We start from the raw sequence: 16,440 nt of genomic DNA, 5'->3' as shown, positions 1-16,440 counted from the left end.
CCGCGTCGTTCGCAGGGGGTGCCGTACCCGTATATAACCATTGAGGCATATGCGGTCAAGTCTGCTGCGGCCTGGCCCGATGGACGACCTGTGGAAGAATCAGGCCATGTCCGTCTTTCGTCATCCCGACCGGCACAAGGTCGCCGTCCTGGTGCGCCACGGCATGCTCGTGATGGAGCTGGGCATCGTGCAGCGGCTCTTCGGGCAGGCGAGGTCGGCCGACGGGGAACCGCTGTACGAGGTCGTCACGTGTACTCCGGAGCCGGGCTCCGTACACACCGACGCCGACTTCGTCATCCCCATCGCCCAAGGGCCGGAAGCAATCGCCGAAGCGGACACAGTGGTGGTCACCGCGTCGTCGGCGGAGTACGAAGCTGCCGGGCGACCGCTGACACCGTCGGTCGCGCAGGCGATGGCTCTGGTCCGGCCGGGTACCCGGATCGCGTCCATCTGCACCGGTGCATTCGTACTCGCCGCAGCTGGGCTGCTCGACGGGCGACGGGCGACCACGCACTGGCGCTCCGCCGACGAACTCCAACGCGCGTACCCGCAGGTACTGCTCGACCCAGACGTGCTCTACACCGAAGACGGCGACGTGTTCACTTCGGCGGGCGTGGCTTCTGGCATCGACCTGTGCCTGCACCTGATTCGGCGGGACTTCGGTGCAGCAGTGGCCAACGAGGTCGCGCGCGGCACCGTCGTGTCCCCACACCGCGAAGGCGGGCAGGCACAGTTCATCCGCCGTCCGGTGCCCGAGCCGCGGTCGTCGTCCACTGCGGCCGCGCGGGCGTGGGCGCTGGAGCACCTGCACCTGCCGCTCACGCTGCGGGAGCTGGCTGCGAAGGAGGCCATGAGCACGCGTACGTTCACCAGGCGCTTTCGCGAAGAAGTGGGCATGTCCGCAGTGCGGTGGCTGACCCAGCAGCGGGTGGAGCGGGCGAGGCAGCTGCTGGAGGAGTCGGAGTTGCCGATCGATCGCGTGGCCACCGAAGCCGGGTTCGGCACCGCCGCCTCGTTGCGTCAGCACCTGCAGAGCGCGCTCGGGGTCTCGCCGAGCGCCTACCGTACGACCTTCCGACGGAGCGCCTGAGATCGACGGTCCGTGGCAACGGGAGAAGCTGCCACGGACCGACCCCCAGTGGATCGCGGACGAATGCCTTCGGACGCATAAGCCATCCTCGTCCGTGGAGCCGGGTGTCCGGTACCAGCCGCGCCGGGTCTTACAGAATCTGACAGCGTCCTGACGTTCAAGGCACCACGGTGACCAGCACGTACACTGGCCGGCGGGTGGTGAAGAACTCGGTGCCCGTGGCGTCCGCCATCTTCCAGCCGATCCAGCACGCGCCCGGCTTGTCCGCCGCGGTGACCGAGACGCTGATCATGGCGTGCTCGCCGGGCGCGGTGTCGCCGATGCGTACCCGGTCCGGGGTGCGGCAGGTGCCCGGTGCCGGCGGCAGGTCCATTCGCTGCAGGTACCGCTCGTGCCAGATCACCGAACCGGAGTTTTCGATCTCCCACACCTTCTGCACGGTCTCGCCGGCATGGATCACGGTGCCGTCCGGCACGGTCACATCGGCGACGAACTTCGTGTTGTCCCCGGAGACACGGGCGCTGATGTCCCCACTGCGGGTACCGAGCTTCGGCACCACGAACGCGGCCACCCCGCCGAGCACCACGGTGACGATCGCGGCGACCGCCAGCGCGTACTTCCGCCGGGGGCGGCGTCGCGGTTCCGGGACGAGCACGGGTGGCTCGGTCGGGTGGAGAGCGGGCGGTTCAGTGGCCGACGGTTCAGCGGTTGCCGCTGATTCGGCAACGGCCGGTGGTTGAGCCGCCGCCACGGGCAGGCCCTTGAGTTCCTCCCAGCGCTGCCGCCACGGGAGTTCGTCCGCGTCACACGCGCGGGCGAACTCCCGGGTGGTGTCCCAGGACGGGAAGCGGCTGCCGCCGACCGCCTCGTGCAGGGTGGTGTGCGAGATCCGGCCTGAGCGTCCGGCCATCTTCCGGAACGACGGGTTCCCGGCCCGCGCCCGCAGGGCGGCCAGCTCCGCGGCGAGTGTCCCGGGGGGGCGCCGGATGGTCTGCCCCGTCAGCCATCGTTCTCCCGGTCCTCGGATCACAGGTCCGGACAATTCTGACAGCCCAGTCCAATGCGGTGGGGCGCTCCGGCCGGAAGGTCAGCGGGCCAGCAGGTCCCGCAGGGCCTCGGTGATCCTGGCCGGTGCCTCCTCCGCCATGAAGTGCCCGCAGGTCACCGTGTCGTGCACGCAGCCGGGTGCCCAGGCGCGCCAGAGCGCGGCAGCGTCGTAGCCGAGGGCGGCGCCCCAGTCCTGCTGCAGCACGGTGACGGGCATGTGCAGCTGGTTGCCCGCGGCCCGGTCGGCCCGGTCGTGTTCGACGTCGACGGTCGCGGAGGCGCGGTAGTCGGCCACGATCGACGGGACGGCGGCGCGGCTCGCGGCGAGGTATTCCGCGCGGATCCCGGCCGGGATGGCGGCCGGATCGCGGGCCCACTGGTCGAGGAAGTGGCCGAAGAACTCGTCCGGCGCCGCACCGATCATGCGCTCGGGCAGGCCGGGTGGCTGCGCCATCAGGTAGAGGTGAAAGGCCACCGCCGCGTTCGCGCCGTGCAGGACGTCCCACATGTCGAGGGTGGGCAGCACGTCGAGCATGGCGAGGTGGGTGACCGCGTCCGGATGGTCGAGCCCGGCGCGGAATGCGACGAGCGCGCCGCGATCATGCCCGGCCAGCGCGAACCGCTCGTGGCCGAACGCCTTGGCCAGCGCGACGACGTCGGCGGCCATGGTGCGCTTGGCGTAGCCCTGCCCGTCCGGGTCGGCGGGTTTGCCGCTGGCGCCGTAGCCTCGCAGGTCCGGGCAGAGCACGGTGTGATCGGCGGCCAGGTCGGCGGCGACGTGCCGCCACATCAGGTGGGTCTGCGGGAAACCGTGCAGCAGCACGACGGGTGCGCCGGATCCGGCGACCGCCACGGTGAGTGACACGTCGCCGCCGACCGGGATCTGCTGGTAGTCGAAGTTCACGCGGGCAGCCTGGACCGGGCCGATCAGCAACCGATCAGCGTCCGCCGGTCACGGGGCCGGCGTGACGAACTCCCAGTGGTGCCCGGATTGCGCGCCGCTGAGCCATTTCCCGCAGTTCTGCAGGACGACCGGGCTGGAGGTGAGGCGCTGGGTGCCGGTGGCCAGGTCACGCAGGAACCGGTCGATCGGCCCACGCCGGATCGCGGTCGTCGCCGCTCAGCGGTGGACGATCTGGCCGATCTCCTGCACTCCCCAGGTCACGTGGTTGAGGGCCAGCCGGATCAGCGTTTCCTGCTCGGTGCCGAGCATTTCGCCGGAATCCAGGGTTTCTTCCGCGTCCTGCCACACCTCCAGCACCCACGCCCGTGCTGCTCGTCGCGCGGAGCCCGAGCACGTCCCCGTTCTCGACGAAGGTCACCTGCGACGAGGGCGTCACCAGCGCGAGGAACTGACCGGTGTCCTCGACATTCATCGCGCTGTGCAGATGCGTGGCCAACGGCATGCCGGAGGCGAACTGCCAGCGCCTGCTCACCCGGTTGCCGCCGTCCGCCGACACTGCGCGGCCGGGCTGCGTGCTCTGCCCGGCCAGCAGAGCGTGGTCACCGCCGGCGACGTCCGGGAATAGCTCGGCCGCGTCTGCGTCGAGGAAAGCGGCGACGGCGCCGGTGGTGAGCCCGACCGCTCGGCCAGTGCGTCGATCCGTCGAGCAGCGCGGGGAACTCGTCGCTGACGTGCAGGCGAGCCGCAGCCGTCATCATGCTTCTTTCGGCCGGCGGCGCAAGCCGGCGGGTGTCGCCAGGGCAGCGAACCGACGGGTTTGCCGAAACCATATCCAGGAATGGTCGGGCCACGCCGTGATCAGGAGTCGCCGAGGCCCTCCCCGCCCGGTTACAGTGCGGAACCGATGGCTGTGTCGTTTTCGGTGCTCGGTCCGCTGACGGCCGCTGACGAGCAGGGGCCGGTGGCGTTGCCCGGACCCCGGCATCGTGCGGTGCTCGCGCGGCTGCTCGTCGCGCGCGGCCAGGTTGTTTCGGCCGACGCGCTCGTCGAAGCGTTGTGGGGACAGCCGCGGGTGGGTGCGGTTGGTGCGGTGCAGACGTTCGTGGGCGCGTTGCGGCGTTCGCTTGAGCCCGAGCGGCCGCCGAGGGCGCCGGCGACCCTGCTGGTCACCGAGGCGCCCGGGTATGCCCTGCGCGTGGAGCCGGAGCAGGTCGACGCCTGGCGGTTCGAGGCAGTGCTGCGGGGGAATCCGTCCGTCGCGCGGCTCGACGAAGCGCTCGGGTGGTGGCGTGGCGAACCGTATGCGGAGTTCGCCGACCAGCCTTGGGCCACCGCGGAGATTTCGCGGCTGGACGAGCTTCGTTTGCTCGCACTGGAACGGCGTGCGGCGGGGCTCCTGGCACTCGGCAGGCCCGCGGAGGCAGTGCCGGATCTCGAATCCCATGTGGACACTCATCCGCTGCGGGAAGAAGCCTGGCGGCTGTTCGTCCTCGCGTTGTACCGGGCCGGTCGCCAAGGGGACGCGCTCGCGGCACTGCGGCGGGCCAGGGCGGTGCTGGCCGCCGAACTCGGCGTCGATCCGGGGCCTGCGTTGCGACAGCTGGAACGCGACGTGCTGGCTCAGGCGCCGCAGCTGACCCCGCCTGTGCGCCGGGAGCGGCTCGTGGGCCGCGAATCGGAGCTGAAGGCGTTGGCCGAGGCAGCGGACCGGACGCGCCTCATCCTGGTGTCCGGCGAGGCAGGTGCGGGGAAGACAGCGCTGCTGGAGGAATTCGCCGCCCGGCTGGGCCGGGTCACGGCGTGGGGTACGAATCCGGACGGCGCCGGGGTGCCGCCGGCCTGGCCGTGGACGCGGATCCTCAACGCTCTGGGCGAGCCGGTTCCGCCGCACGAGCCGGCCGAGGATCCGGCGGTGGCAAGGTTTCTCTGGCAGCACGCGGTCGTGGCCCGGCTCGCTGAGGTCGCACGTCGTGCTCCGCTGCTGCTGGTTCTCGACGACGTGCAGTGGGCTGGCGAGGAAACGCTCGCGCTACTCACCGCGGTGGTGGCGGAGCCGATGCCGGTACTGGTCGTGGCGAGTTACCGGAGCACCGAGGTGTCCGCGGAGCTGTCCGCCGCATTGGGCCGGATGGCGCGCTTCGGCCCGGCTCGGCTGTATCTGAGCGGGCTGTCCGTGACGGCGGTGGCGGAACTGGTCGGTGCGGATGCGGCGGCGGTGATTCATCACCGTAGTGGGGGAAATCCTTTCTTCGTAAGAGAACTCGCTCGCGTGCTCGATGCCGGGGGAGACCTGCCGGACGGCGTTCGGGATGTGGTGCGGCATCGGCTCGGCGGTCTGACCGAGGCCGTCCGCGCAGTGCTGGACAAGGCTGCGGTGGTGGGTGGCGAGGTCGATCCCTGGCTCCTTGGCGACGGGCTCACCGAGCTGGAAACGGCTGTGCAGAGAGGATTCCTGGTTTTCAACGGGCCGCAGCAGTTCCGTTTCGCGCATGCGCTGGTTCGCGACGCGGTATACGAGGACATTCCGCTGGCTCGACGGGCGCGGCTGCACGCCGAGGTGGGCGAGCTGCTGATGCGCCGTCGTCCGGGGGAGATTTCCTCGCTGGCACACCACTTCCTGCGTGCTGGCGACGATCGTGGGGTGGGCTACGCACAAGCCGCCGCAGAACGCGCGGAGCGAGACTTCGCGCCCCATGAAGCAGCCCGGCTCTGGCAAGCGGCGTTGACGCACGGCCCGCGGACGGCCGAGCTGCTGATGGGCTTGGCGCGAACTACGGCGATCACTGGTTCGCTGGCCGCGGCTCGCCGATACCGCGCCGAGGCACTCGACCTCGCCGGCGCCGATCTGGACTTGACCACGCGGGTGCTGACCGCGTTCGACGTACCAGGAGTCTGGACCGACAACGACGATCCCGCACTCGCCCGTCGGATCGCCGATGCTGCCGAGCGGGTATTGGCGACCGGGCCGGGACCGCGGATCCGTGCCCGCCTGCTGGCGACGATCGCGTTGGAACTGCGCAGCGACGGTGGTTCTCGCGCTCGCGAAGCGGCCCTCGAAGCCGAGCGGCTGGCGCGCGAAGCCGACGACCCCGCGTTGCTGGCGCTGGCGTTGAACGCGCGCTGGACACAGACGTTCACCCGGGCCGGGCTGGCCCCCGAACGCGCGCGGATCGGGGCCGAGCTGATCGAGACGGCCGGGCGGCACCGGCTCGTGACCTTCGAAGTGCTCGGTCACCTCGTGCTGGTACAAGCGAACTCGGCGCTGGCGGACTTCGCCGTGGCCGATACCCACGCAGCTGCCGCGGACTCGCTCGGCGTGGAGTACGGCCTTCCGCTCGTCGGCGTATTCACCGAGTGGTACCGCGCGTTGCGACTCGCTGTGACCGGCCCGCTCACTGCGGCCGAAGCGGCGTATCGCACCGCCGCGGCCCGCCTCTCCGGCAGCGAGATGCCCGGCCTCGACCGGGAAATGGTCGCGCTGGCACGGCATTGCCTGTACCGCGCGCACGGTCTTGTGCCCACAATGGATCGTACTCTGCCGGAACGGCCGGACCTGTTCCTCGAACTCAGCGCCTGCCTGAGCACCCCGGACAGCCGTGCCGAAGCGGAACGCCGGTACGCCCTGCTCACCCCGGCCGCCGGGGAATTCGCCGGAGCCGGTTCGGGCTTCGTCACGCTCGGCCCGGTCGCGTACTACCTCGGCGACCTGGCGACGGAACTGGGCCGCCCGGCCGCCGAGCACTACCGGCAGGCCGCCGCACTCGCCCGCCGGGCCGGCTCGCCCCATTGGGTGGCCGTGGCGGAGGCGAAAGCGCGCGCGGCCACCCAGTAGTCCCGGGCCTTTCGGTTGCTCAGGCTGCGGGCTTGCCGAACCATCGGGCGAGGTGGTCGGTCAAGTCCTGCTGATCGTCGCCGATCCAGGCGACGTGACCGTCCGGGCGGAGCAGGACGCACGGAACATCCAGTACAGCGGTGCGATCCGCGAGGTCATCGACCCGGTCCGACCACCCGCCGACGGTCAGGCTTTCGGTGCGGTCCAGCACCAGTCCGCGGCCGCGATGCAACTGGTCGTAGAGGCGTCCCTGGTTCAGGTCGAGGTCACGCAGGCGGCGGCCGAGCAGGTCCGGGCCCGCGCCGAAGTCGTAGCTTCGTCGATCACGCCCGGCAGCGGGCGAAGCAGCGGTGTTCGAGATGCGCGACCACCTCGCGGTGTGCGCCAGACCTGTCTCGGGGTCTGTGAAGGGGCCCTTCACAGACTCAGAGTCCGTGAAGGGCCCCTTCACAGACCTTCACGGACCTCCGCCGTCTGCGCAGGCCCCTCACGCCGACTTTGCCGGCACCCTGGCCCCCGCGTAGTCGTCCCCAGGAATATGGACGGTGTGGATCTGCACGGCCTGGCCCTCCGTCGGGGCATTGATCATCAAGCCGTTGCCGACATAGAGGCCCACGTGGTGGATGTGGACGGCGGGGTTGCCGTAGAACACCAGATCGCCCAGCTGCGGCTCAGCGGCCGGTGGCAGCGAACGGAACTGGCTGTCCGCAGTCCGGGACAGACTGACGCCCGCACTCTCGTAGGACGCCTTGGTGAGGCCGGAACAGTCGAAGCCCGCAGCACCCGCGTCTGGCCCGTTGCCGCCCCACACGTACGGCAAACCCAGCTGTCCCAACGCGAATCGGGTGGCGCGTACAGCGGGGGTGGCGGCCTTGTCCTTGTCGAGCGACAGCGTGGCGTACAGCTGCGCGTAGCCGAGGACCTGCTGCCGGAACAGCTCCATACCGCTGCCGCTGTGGTAGTCGGCCGTCGCCTTCCACCAGCCGTTGCCCGCGGTCAGATTCCCGGCGCCGGCGCACAGCGCGCGACCCGCGGCGATCGCGGCGGACGATGGATCTGTGAGTGTGGGCTTGGGGATCCCGCTGATCTTCGTTCCGTACTTCTTCCACTGCGCCGTGGTCAGCCCCATCAGCGTGCCTTGGCGGCGGCCGTGGTCGGTTCCGGCTTCGCCGATGCCGGCCAGCGTGACCCACGACAGGTGACAGCCGGGGTCCTCCGCACGCAACGCAAGCTCGCCGTTCGCGTAGCCCAGCAACGCCGTCGCCGGGATGTCCAACGGCCCGGCGAGCGAATCCGCCCACTGCTGCAATGGAGACCCGCCACCGCTTGCCGCGTCCTGCACCGGCTCCTGCGCACGCAACGGCGCGCTCGCTTCGAGCACGGACGGGCCGCTCACCGCGGGTTCCGTGGCGGACGCCGCGACCGGGGCCGGAGCGGACGGCTCGCCACGGTCGGCAACGATCCAGCCCGCCGTGACCAGACCCGCCACCAGCGGCAGCACGACCAGCCCGCGATACAGCGCGCCACGGCCCCAGGAGGGCTTCGTGGCTTCAGCGGTGCTCTCCGGCGGGGTCACGGCGTCCAATCTAGAAGAGCGCACTTCTGTGTAACGAGCGAGTCGCTTGCGCGTTAGGGGGACTCTCCTAGGGTGGGTATATGGCTGAACTGGACGTGGCACGGCTGCGCGACGGGCTCGCCGGCCGGTACGCCCGGGTGGACGTGGTCGAAACGACCGGCTCCACCAACGCGGACCTGCGGGAAGCCCTCCAAAACGGGGCGGCGGACCGCACCGTGCTGCTCGCCGAGCAGCAGACGGCCGGGGTCGGACGCCGGGCCCGGACGTGGAGTTCACCGAAGGGCGCCGGGCTGTACCTGAGCATCGCGTTGCGCCCGGCCGGTGTGCCGTTCGCCGCGCTCGGCTCGCTGTCGGTGGTCGCGGGGCTCGCGGCCCACGCGGTGGCCACCGAAGCCGGGGTGGACGCCGTGCTCAAGTGGCCCAACGACATGCTCGCCGGTCCGCAGCGGGCCAAGTGCGCCGGAATCCTCGCCGAGGCGGTCGGGGGGGACGAGACCGCCGTGGTGCTCGGCATCGGGCTCAACGTGCTGCCGCTCGGCGCCGACGTGCCCGCCGGTCCGGGCGGGCTGCCCGCGACCTCGCTGGCCGAGCAGGGCGCGACGGAGACCGATCGCACCACGCTCGCGCTCGCCCTGCTCACCCACTTCGACGAGCTGGAACGGCGCTGGCGCCAGTCCGGCGGCGAGCCGGCCGCGGCCGGGCTGCTCGCGGACTACCGGGTCCGCTGCGCGACACTGGGCCAGGACGTCCGCGTGCAGTTGCCGGACGGCACCGAACTCACCGGCCGGGCCGCGGATCTCGACCCGGACGGGCGGCTGCAGGTCGACGTGCCGGACGGGCGCAGGCTCACCGTGTCCGCGGGCGACGTGGTCCACGTCCGCCCGGTCTGAAACCGGACCGGTGTCCGCGGGCGCCGTGACCGCCGCACGCCGGTACGGTGGGACTACCAGCATCGGCACACATCAGGGAGCATCCGCCGTGGCCTATCCGGAAGACTTGCTCAGCGAGAACGAGCATGTGGTGGTGCACAGTCACCCGCACTTCAAGATGCTGATCTTCCCCTTCCTGGCGTTCCTGATCACGGTGGGCGCGGCGGTGTGGCTGCTCACCCTGTCCTCGGGTGCGGCGGCGCCGTGGAACAGCGTGGCGCTGATCGCCATCGGTGTGGTGGCGCTGGTGCTCGTGGTGTGGCTGTTCTTCACGCCGTTCGTCCGCTGGCGCAGCACCCACTTCATCGTCACCACGGACCGGCTGATCGCCCGGGAAGGCGTGCTCAAGCGCACCGGTATCGACATCCCGCTGTCGCGGATCAACAGCGTGAGGTTCGAACACGGCCTGCTGGACCGGGTCTTCGGCTGTGGCACGCTGATCGTGGAATCGGCCTCCGACGAACCGCTGAAGTTCGACGACATCCCGCGGGTCGAGCACGTGCACACGGTGATCTACCGCGAAGTCAACGACAACCCGTACGACGATTATCCGGTCGATCCCGGCCGGGGCGGCCCCGGCGCCCAGCAGACCGAGCCATTGCCGCCGCAGCGGCGGGCTCCGCGTGGAAGGAGGCGCTGAGGTGGGTGCACTCGAGGTGGGACTGCCCGAGCGGGTCCCGGCGGACGGGCTGCCGGAGCGGGTGACCATCTGGGAGGTCGGCCCGCGCGACGGGCTGCAGAACGAGAGTTCGGTCGTCCCGGTGGAGGTCAAGCTCGAATTCCTGGACCGGCTCGCCGGTGCCGGGCTGAGCACGCTGGAGGCGACCAGCTTCGTGCACCCGAAGTGGGTACCGCAGCTGGCCGACGCCGAGCAGTTGCTCGCCGGGCTCGACCGCCGTCCCGGTGTGCGGTACCCGGTGCTCGTGCCGAACGAGCGCGGGCTGAACCGCGCGCTCGACGCGGGCGTCTCGCACATCGCGATCTTCGCCAGCGCCACCGAGACCTTCGCGCGCAAGAACCTCAACTCCTCGCTGGACGAGCAGTTCGCGATGTTCGAGCCGGTGGTCACCCGCGCCCGTGCCGAGGGGCTGGAGGTGCGCGGCTACCTGTCGATGTGCTTCGGCGATCCGTGGGAGGGCGTGGTGCCCGCGGAACAGGTCGTGCGGGCCGGGCAGCGGCTGCTCGACTTCGGCTGTTCGCAGCTGTCCCTCGGCGACACCATCGGCGTCGCCACCACCGGGCAGGTGAGCAGGCTGATCGAGACGTTCGGGAAGGCCGGAGTGGACGTCTCGGCGCTCGCCGTGCATTTCCACGACACCTACGGACAGGCACTGGCCAACACCGAGGCGGCCCTGCGCGCCGGCGTGTCCACTGTGGACTCTTCGGCGGGCGGCCTCGGCGGCTGCCCGTACGCCGAATCGGCCACCGGCAACCTGGCCACCGAGGACCTCGTGTGGCTGCTCGAAGGGCTCGGCGTGGCGCACGGCGTCGATCTGCGCGCGCTGGTCGAGACGAGCGGGTGGATGGCCCGGCAGCTGGGCCGTCCGTCCCCCTCCCGGGTGGTGAACGCGCTGGGCGGCTGACGCCCGAGTCGTTCGACGGAGCCCGTCCGCCCGGTTCTCCGGCCCGGGGCGGGGTGCGAGTTATTCCGGGCCGCGGCGGAAGCCGGAAAGCCCTTGGGGCCGGCGGTATTCGTCGACGGGAGTCGCGTTTCGCACACTCGACCGCTGCGAGTCTTGCCGAACGTCGCGGCGGGTTTGGTCACCGGAACGGGTTTCCGTCGCGTCGGGCCGCGCGGCGCCGTCCGCGCGTTGGTGCGGCGGAAGATTACCTTCGCCGGATAAAATGGAGCTCCCGCTCGGCCGGAACCACCCGGCGGGACGAACGTCTTTACCGGTGCCGGCGCGACCGAGAAGAGGGTGCCCGTGTCCGATCAGCCCGAACTGGCCGACACCGACGTGGCCACCGGCCCCGTGCAGGTGCCCCGCCAGTACCGCGGGTTCCTCGAACGGGGCTTCGACGACGTGCCGACTCCGCCGTCGGGTACCTGTGTGCGGCCCGGACCCGTGACGCGCCCGCCGGTCGGTTCGCTGCGGACGGACCGGGAGAGCGTGCTGGCGTTGTTCCTGGTGCATATGTTCCCGCTCGGGCACCTGCCGGTGGCCGCGGATCACCCCGAGCGCCAGTTGCCGTCGCGGGCCCGCCGGTACCCGCCCGCCGACCACCCGGAGTCCGCGCTGCTCGAAGACACCACCGTGCTCGGGTATGTCGCCCAAGGCTTTCGACGCTCGCCCACGCCGCCCGCCGACCCGTCGCCGCCCGCCGCCGTGCTCGACGGCTACCGGCCGCCCGAAGGCCCGGAGTGGGAGAGCAGATTCGTCGACGGCGCCGAATACGTGTGGCCGTCCGCGAAGGAATTTCCCGAAGGCGGGACGGATGCGGCGGAGCCGGTGGTGCTGCCGGAAGGCACCCTGCTGGACCGCTTCGGCGGCGAGCACGGCCGGATCTTCGCCCCCGAGGGCACGCCCTTCGCCCGGCGTTCGCTGCCGCCCGCGGCCTTGCGGGCCGGGTACCGGCGCTACCGCGTGGAGCAGCCGGTGCCGATGTGGCGCTCGACCGCCGCGGGGTGGTTCGGGCAGCCCGGCGGTGGCGTGCGCTACCGCGCGGTGCTGTCCGCCGACGAACTGCTCACCCTGGGGTTCCTGGCCGACATCACGCGGGAGGCGCGATGAACACGCAGTCGATCCGGCGGTGGCTGGACGTGATCGGCGTGCCCGCCGAGGTCGTTTCGGTCGGCGCCGAGGCGGACAACACGTGGTGCCTGATGCCCACCTCGGGCGGCTGGGAAGTGTTCTGGCGCGAGCAGGGCAACCGCTACGACTGGGCCGCGTTCACCTCGGAACAGGTCGCCTGCCACTACCTGTTCGGCCGGCTCACCTGGTCACAGGTCGCCCGCGGCGCCGTCGGCGTCCTGCCCGGCGCTCACTGACGCCGCCAAGTCTGTGAAGGGGCCCTTCACGGACTCAGAGTCTGTGAAGGGGCCCTTCACGGCATTTCACCGGCGCAGCAACGCCAGCGCTTCGTCGTGCACCAGGCCGTTCGTCGAGAGGGCGGAGCCGCCCTTGTAGGTCGGCGCGCCGGACAGGTCGGTGAACCGCCCGCCCGCCTCGGTCACGATGACCTGCGCGGCGGCCACGTCCCACGGGTTCACGATGCACTCCGCGGCCACGTCCAGCGCGCCCTCGGCGACCAGGCAGTGCTGCCAGAAGTCGCCGAACGCGCGGGTTTCCCAGCAAGCTTCGGCGAGCGCGAGGTAGCGCTCCCGCGAGTGGTACTCGGACCACGTATTCAAGTCCGTTGTGGACAGATACGCGTCGGACAGCGCGGCCACTCCGGACACCGACAGCGCCCGCTCGCCCGCGGCGTCACGCAGGTGGGCGCCGCCGCCCGAAGCGGCCCACCACCGGCGGCCGAGCAGCGGTGCGCTGATCATGCCGACCACCGGCGTGCCGTCCTCGACCAGCGCGATCAGCGTGGCCCACACCGGCACGCCGCGCAGGAAGTTCTTCGTCCCGTCGATCGGGTCGAGCACCCAAGCCCGGCCGCGGGCGTCCGCGCTGCCACCGCGCTCCTCGCCGAGCACGGCGTCGTCCGGGCGTTCGGCGGCGAGGATCGCGCGGATCGCGTCCTCCACGGCGGTGTCCGCGTCGGTTACCGGGGTGCGGTCCGGTTTGGCCGATACCGCGAGGTCCAGCGCGCGGAACCGGGCGGTGGTGAGCGCGTCGGCGGCATCGGCCAGCCGGGTGGCGAGGGTGAGGTCTTCGTCGTAGCCGGGCACGGTCACGATGGTTTCACGGGGGTTCGCCGTAAGGTTGGCCAGGTGAGCATGGTCCTACTTGCCGAAGACGATCCGGCCATCGCCGAGCCGTTGTCGCGCGCGCTGCAGCGCGAGGGGTACGAGATCGAGGTCGTCACCGACGGTCCGGCGGTACTGGCCGCGACCACGGCGCACCGGGTGGACCTGCTGGTGCTCGATCTCGGCCTGCCCGGGATGGACGGGCTGGAGGTGTGCCGCCGCCTGCGCGCGAGCGGGACCGAGCTGCCGGTGCTGATGCTCACCGCGCGCACCGACGAGGTGGACTTCGTGGTCGGCCTCGACGCGGGCGCCGACGACTACGTGGCCAAACCGTTCCGGCTGGCCGAGCTGCTGGCCCGGATCCGCGCGCTGCTGCGCCGCCGGGTGCCCGAGGTGCTGGAGGCCGGCGGGGTCCGGATGGACCTGGGTGCCCGGCTGGTCACCGTGGACACCCAGGAGGTGCAGCTGGCGAACAAGGAGTTCGAGCTGCTGCGGGTGCTGATGAGCCGGGCCGGCCAGGTGGTCAGCCGGGACGAGATCCTCGCCGAGGTGTGGAACGACCTGGAGTCCAAGACCTCCAAGACGCTCGACATGCACATGTCCTGGCTGCGCCGCAAGCTCACGGTGGCCGCGGACGAGGCGGCGGGCGGGCGCGCGCCGAAGACCGCGCACTCCGACGCGGAGCGGCGGATCGCGACCGTGCGCGGGGTCGGCTTCCGGTTCAACGTCGAGTAGCCGCCGATGAGCATGCGCCGCCGGATCCTGCTGGCGATCCTGCTCGCCGTGCTGGTCACGGCGGCGGTGCTGGGCATTCCGCTGGGCGTGACCGCCTGGCGGCTGGTGGAGAACCTGAACCGGGAGAGCCTGGCCGAGCGGGCCCGCAACATCGCCGCGACGGTGGACACCCAGGTGGCCAACGGCCAGGAGGTGGACATCGACCAGTTCGGAGTCGGCGTGCCGCACGGCGGGCTGCTCACCATCCGCGGCGACGGGATCCCGGAGAAGCAGCTCGGCCTGAACCCGGGCCCGGACCCGGTGGTCGAATCGGCGCCGACCGCCCGGCGGGGCACGGTGATCCTGGCCATCCCGAGCGAACCGGTGCGTACCAAGCAGACCCAGGTGACCCTGCTGGTGGTGCTGCTGGTGGTGCTGTCGGTCGGCACCGGCACGGTGGTCGCCACGGTCACCGCGCGGCGGCTGGCGAAACCGCTGCGGCACGTCGCCGACCGCGCGTCCCGGCTCGGCGGCGGTGACTTCCGGCCCGACCCGAGCCGGTATCGGGTGGCCGAACTGGACATGCTCGCCGAGGCGCTGGACACCTCCGGGTCCGCGCTGGCCCAGCTCGTCCAACGGGAGCGGCAGCTGGTCGGCGATGTCTCGCATCAGCTGCGCAGCCGGCTCACCGCCCTGCAGCTGCGGCTGGAGCCGCTGACCCTGCACGAAGACGCGGACGTGGCCGAGGAATCCCGCGCCGCGCAGGAGCAGGCCGACCGGCTGGCACAGGCCCTGGAGGACCTGCTGGCCGCGGCCCGCGCCGCGCGCGAGGCCGACGCCGAGCCGGTGGACCTGCCGGTCAGCCTGCCCGCGATCGCCGAGGAATGGCGGCAGCTGCTGCGTTCCGAGGGCCGGAACCTGCGGATGAAGATCACGGACGGGCTGGTGGTCCGCGCGACCCCGGCACGGCTGCGCGAGGTGATCGGGGTGCTGCTGGACAACGCCCTGCGGCACGGCGCCGGGACGGTCACCGTGGTCGCCCGCCGCGGCGACGCGGAGGGCACCGTGGTGATCGAGGTCGGGGACACCGGCTCCGGCGTGCCGGACGAGATCGCCCCGCACATCTTCGAGCGCGGCTTCTCCGGCGGCGGCTCCACCGGCGTGGGCCTGGCACTGGCCAGGGCGCTGGTCGAGGCGGACGGCGGCCGGCTGGAACTGTCGAACAAGCGCCCGGCGATCTTCAGCCTGTTCCTGAAGGTGCCACGGCCGGACGACGTGGGCGAGGTCCGCTGGCCCGCCGAGCCGGCCCCCCGCTGAGCCGCCCGCTACCCCCTCGCCACCCCGCTCCCGCCCGTTTGCCCCGCCCTCACGCCGAGCCACAGCGGGGCGAGCGGAGGTGGGCGGGGTCGGGGCTGAGGGTCAGCGTGGCAGGCGGGTGACGTGCTCGCGGCGGCGTTCGCCCAGCTCGTCCGGGAAGACCCACTTCTTGAAGGCCCAGAAGCGGAAGACCATGGCCAGCAGCATGCCGATGACGGAACCGCTGGCGAAGTCCGCGGCCTCCTGCACGAGCCTGGTCACGTGCGGCACCTCGAGGTGCAACGCGTAGCGCGAGAGGTACAGCGGAATCAGGTTCACCACCACCGCGATTCCGCTGATCAGGAAGAACAGCGCGGCCTCGTGGGTGCGTTCGCGGCCGCCGCGGGTGCGGAAGGACCATTCCCGGTTCAGCACGTAGGACACGATGGCGGCGACGATGATCGCGATCGCCTTCGCGGTGGTCGGCTTGGCCTCCAGGACAGTCAGCTTCAGCAGGTACCAGACGCCGTTGTCGACCAGGAAGGTCGTGCCGCCGACGATCGCGAACTTCAGCAGCTCCCGGTGCTTGATGAGCACCGCACGCAGCGGGGCGGGCGTACGGGCGAGCACGGCTTCCACGACGGTCACCCGACCAGTCTAGAGAAGCCGAGGTCACCCCGGGTGTCAGGCGGCCTTCCGGCCGGTTTCGCCCGATTCGGCGGGCGGTGCGACCGCGCGCAGCCGGGCGCCCTCGGTGGGGAACACCCACTTTTTGAACGCCCACCAGCGAAACAGCGTGCCGAGCAGGGTGCCCAGGATCATGCCGCTGACGAAATCGGCCGTTTCCTGGCCGACCAGGCTCACGTGCGGCGCCTGCAGGTCCAGTACGTATCGCGAGATCCACTGCGGCACCGCGTTCAGGCCGAGCGCGACCCCGCTGATCAGGAAGAACAGCGCGGCCTCGTGCGTGCGTTCGCGGCCGCCGCGGGTGCGGAAGGACCATTCCCGGTTGGCCACGTAGGAAAAGATCGTGGCGATCAGCACGCCGACGATCAGCGCGGTGACCGGGTTCTCCCGCAGCACGGTGAGCTTCAGCGTGTAGGTGATCACCGCAGTGATCACGAAGCTGGTGCCGCCGACCACGGCGAATCGAAGCAGCTCACGGTGCTTCGTCAGGAACTCGCGCACCGTCCGGA

The 16,440-nt window shown here is 71.3% G+C and carries 16 protein-coding genes and 1 pseudogene; 9 read left to right on the top strand and 8 right to left on the bottom strand.

What is annotated here, in order from left to right; translation table 11 throughout:
• The first annotated feature begins 106 nt into the window (after window positions 1–106).
• Entirely contained in the window at window positions 107–1,090 is a 984-nt protein-coding gene (locus tag ATK36_RS11975; protein ID WP_098514821.1) for a GlxA family transcriptional regulator, read from the top strand.
• 157 nt (window positions 1,091–1,247) lie between these two features.
• On the opposite strand, the gene ATK36_RS11970 is transcribed toward ATK36_RS11975, so the two are convergent.
• The 3 genes from ATK36_RS11970 to ATK36_RS32865 all read right to left on the bottom strand — a co-directional run bounded on the left by ATK36_RS11970 (window position 1,248) and on the right by ATK36_RS32865 (window position 3,398).
• A complete protein-coding gene (locus ATK36_RS11970) occupies window positions 1,248–2,120 on the bottom strand; it encodes an NBR1-Ig-like domain-containing protein (protein ID WP_098511327.1) in 873 nt (290 codons plus the stop codon).
• Window positions 2,121–2,177: 57 nt separating this feature from the next.
• Entirely contained in the window at window positions 2,178–3,041 is an 864-nt protein-coding gene (locus ATK36_RS11965) for an alpha/beta fold hydrolase (protein ID WP_170069703.1), read from the bottom strand.
• A gap of 216 nt (window positions 3,042–3,257) precedes the next feature.
• A complete protein-coding gene (locus ATK36_RS32865; RefSeq protein WP_211291862.1) occupies window positions 3,258–3,398 on the bottom strand; it encodes a hypothetical protein in 141 nt (46 codons plus the stop codon).
• Window positions 3,399–3,945: 547 nt separating this feature from the next.
• Here ATK36_RS32865 and ATK36_RS11955 point away from each other — a divergent pair.
• Entirely contained in the window at window positions 3,946–6,873 is a 2,928-nt protein-coding gene (locus tag ATK36_RS11955) for an ATP-binding protein (protein WP_098511324.1), read from the top strand.
• A gap of 19 nt (window positions 6,874–6,892) precedes the next feature.
• On the opposite strand, the pseudogene ATK36_RS11950 reads toward ATK36_RS11955, so the two are convergent.
• A pseudogene (locus ATK36_RS11950) lies at window positions 6,893–7,186 on the bottom strand (aromatic-ring hydroxylase C-terminal domain-containing protein); the annotation flags it as partial.
• A gap of 174 nt (window positions 7,187–7,360) precedes the next feature.
• Window positions 7,361–8,449 (bottom strand): C40 family peptidase, encoded by a 1,089-nt coding sequence (locus tag ATK36_RS11945; protein ID WP_098511323.1) that lies wholly within the window; start codon window positions 8,447–8,449, stop codon window positions 7,361–7,363.
• Window positions 8,450–8,529: 80 nt separating this feature from the next.
• On the opposite strand from ATK36_RS11945, the gene ATK36_RS11940 reads away from it, so the two are divergent.
• From ATK36_RS11940 to ATK36_RS11920, 5 genes are all read left to right on the top strand, one after another.
• Window positions 8,530–9,339: a biotin--[acetyl-CoA-carboxylase] ligase gene (locus ATK36_RS11940; protein WP_098511321.1), complete on the top strand. Its 810-nt coding sequence runs from the start codon at window positions 8,530–8,532 to the stop codon at window positions 9,337–9,339.
• Between the two features lie 88 nt (window positions 9,340–9,427).
• Window positions 9,428–10,018: a PH domain-containing protein gene (locus ATK36_RS11935; RefSeq protein WP_098511320.1), complete on the top strand. Its 591-nt coding sequence runs from the start codon at window positions 9,428–9,430 to the stop codon at window positions 10,016–10,018.
• A gap of 1 nt (window position 10,019) precedes the next feature.
• Window positions 10,020–10,961 carry a hydroxymethylglutaryl-CoA lyase gene (locus ATK36_RS11930; RefSeq protein WP_098511318.1) on the top strand — a complete coding sequence of 314 codons (942 nt, stop codon included), beginning with the start codon at window positions 10,020–10,022 and terminating at the stop codon, window positions 10,959–10,961.
• A 342-nt stretch (window positions 10,962–11,303) separates the two neighbouring features.
• The gene (locus ATK36_RS11925) at window positions 11,304–12,110 is read left to right on the top strand and encodes a TNT domain-containing protein (RefSeq protein ID WP_245914649.1); all 807 of its coding nucleotides are present in this window, start codon (window positions 11,304–11,306) and stop codon (window positions 12,108–12,110) included.
• A complete protein-coding gene (locus ATK36_RS11920) occupies window positions 12,107–12,367 on the top strand; it encodes a hypothetical protein (RefSeq protein WP_098511317.1) in 261 nt (86 codons plus the stop codon). Before ATK36_RS11925 ends, ATK36_RS11920 begins: the two co-directional genes overlap by 4 nt.
• Window positions 12,368–12,433: 66 nt before the next feature.
• On the opposite strand, the gene hisN is transcribed toward ATK36_RS11920, so the two are convergent.
• Window positions 12,434–13,222, bottom strand: coding sequence for a histidinol-phosphatase (gene hisN / locus ATK36_RS11915; protein ID WP_098511316.1), 789 nt, complete (start codon window positions 13,220–13,222; stop codon window positions 12,434–12,436).
• A gap of 42 nt (window positions 13,223–13,264) precedes the next feature.
• On the opposite strand from hisN, the gene ATK36_RS11910 reads away from it, so the two are divergent.
• Together ATK36_RS11910 and ATK36_RS11905 are read left to right on the top strand one after the other, a co-directional pair.
• Entirely contained in the window at window positions 13,265–13,969 is a 705-nt protein-coding gene (locus ATK36_RS11910; RefSeq protein ID WP_098511315.1) for a response regulator transcription factor, read from the top strand.
• Window positions 13,970–13,981: 12 nt separating this feature from the next.
• A complete protein-coding gene (locus tag ATK36_RS11905; protein WP_098511314.1) occupies window positions 13,982–15,265 on the top strand; it encodes an ATP-binding protein in 1,284 nt (427 codons plus the stop codon).
• Between the two features lie 102 nt (window positions 15,266–15,367).
• On the opposite strand, the gene ATK36_RS11900 is transcribed toward ATK36_RS11905, so the two are convergent.
• Entirely contained in the window at window positions 15,368–15,892 is a 525-nt protein-coding gene (locus ATK36_RS11900; protein WP_170069702.1) for a GtrA family protein, read from the bottom strand.
• A gap of 36 nt (window positions 15,893–15,928) precedes the next feature.
• Complete coding sequence (locus tag ATK36_RS11895; protein ID WP_098511313.1) at window positions 15,929–16,432, bottom strand: GtrA family protein; 504 nt, start codon at window positions 16,430–16,432, stop codon at window positions 15,929–15,931.
• Window positions 16,433–16,440 lie beyond the last annotated feature (8 nt).

This window comes from Amycolatopsis sulphurea (assembly GCF_002564045.1).
GTDB classification, from domain to species: Bacteria; Actinomycetota; Actinomycetes; order Mycobacteriales; family Pseudonocardiaceae; genus Amycolatopsis; species Amycolatopsis sulphurea.
The sequence above is the reverse complement of the archived record's forward strand: the minus strand, read 5'-3'. Positions and strand labels throughout refer to the sequence as shown.

Bases quoted from the DNA above. Each gene is read 5' to 3' on its own strand.
- ATK36_RS11975 (WP_098514821.1), top strand. From the start codon at position 107: ATGTCCGTCTTTCGTCATCCCGACCGGCACAAGGTCGCCGTCCTGGTG.
- ATK36_RS11955 (WP_098511324.1), top strand. From the start codon at position 3,946: ATGGCTGTGTCGTTTTCGGTGCTCGGTCCGCTGACGGCCGCTGACGAG.
- ATK36_RS11940 (WP_098511321.1), top strand. From the start codon at position 8,530: ATGGCTGAACTGGACGTGGCACGGCTGCGCGACGGGCTCGCCGGCCGG.
- ATK36_RS11920 (WP_098511317.1), top strand. From the start codon at position 12,107: ATGAACACGCAGTCGATCCGGCGGTGGCTGGACGTGATCGGCGTGCCC.
- ATK36_RS11910 (WP_098511315.1), top strand. From the start codon at position 13,265: ATGGTCCTACTTGCCGAAGACGATCCGGCCATCGCCGAGCCGTTGTCG.
- ATK36_RS11905 (WP_098511314.1), top strand. From the start codon at position 13,982: ATGCGCCGCCGGATCCTGCTGGCGATCCTGCTCGCCGTGCTGGTCACG.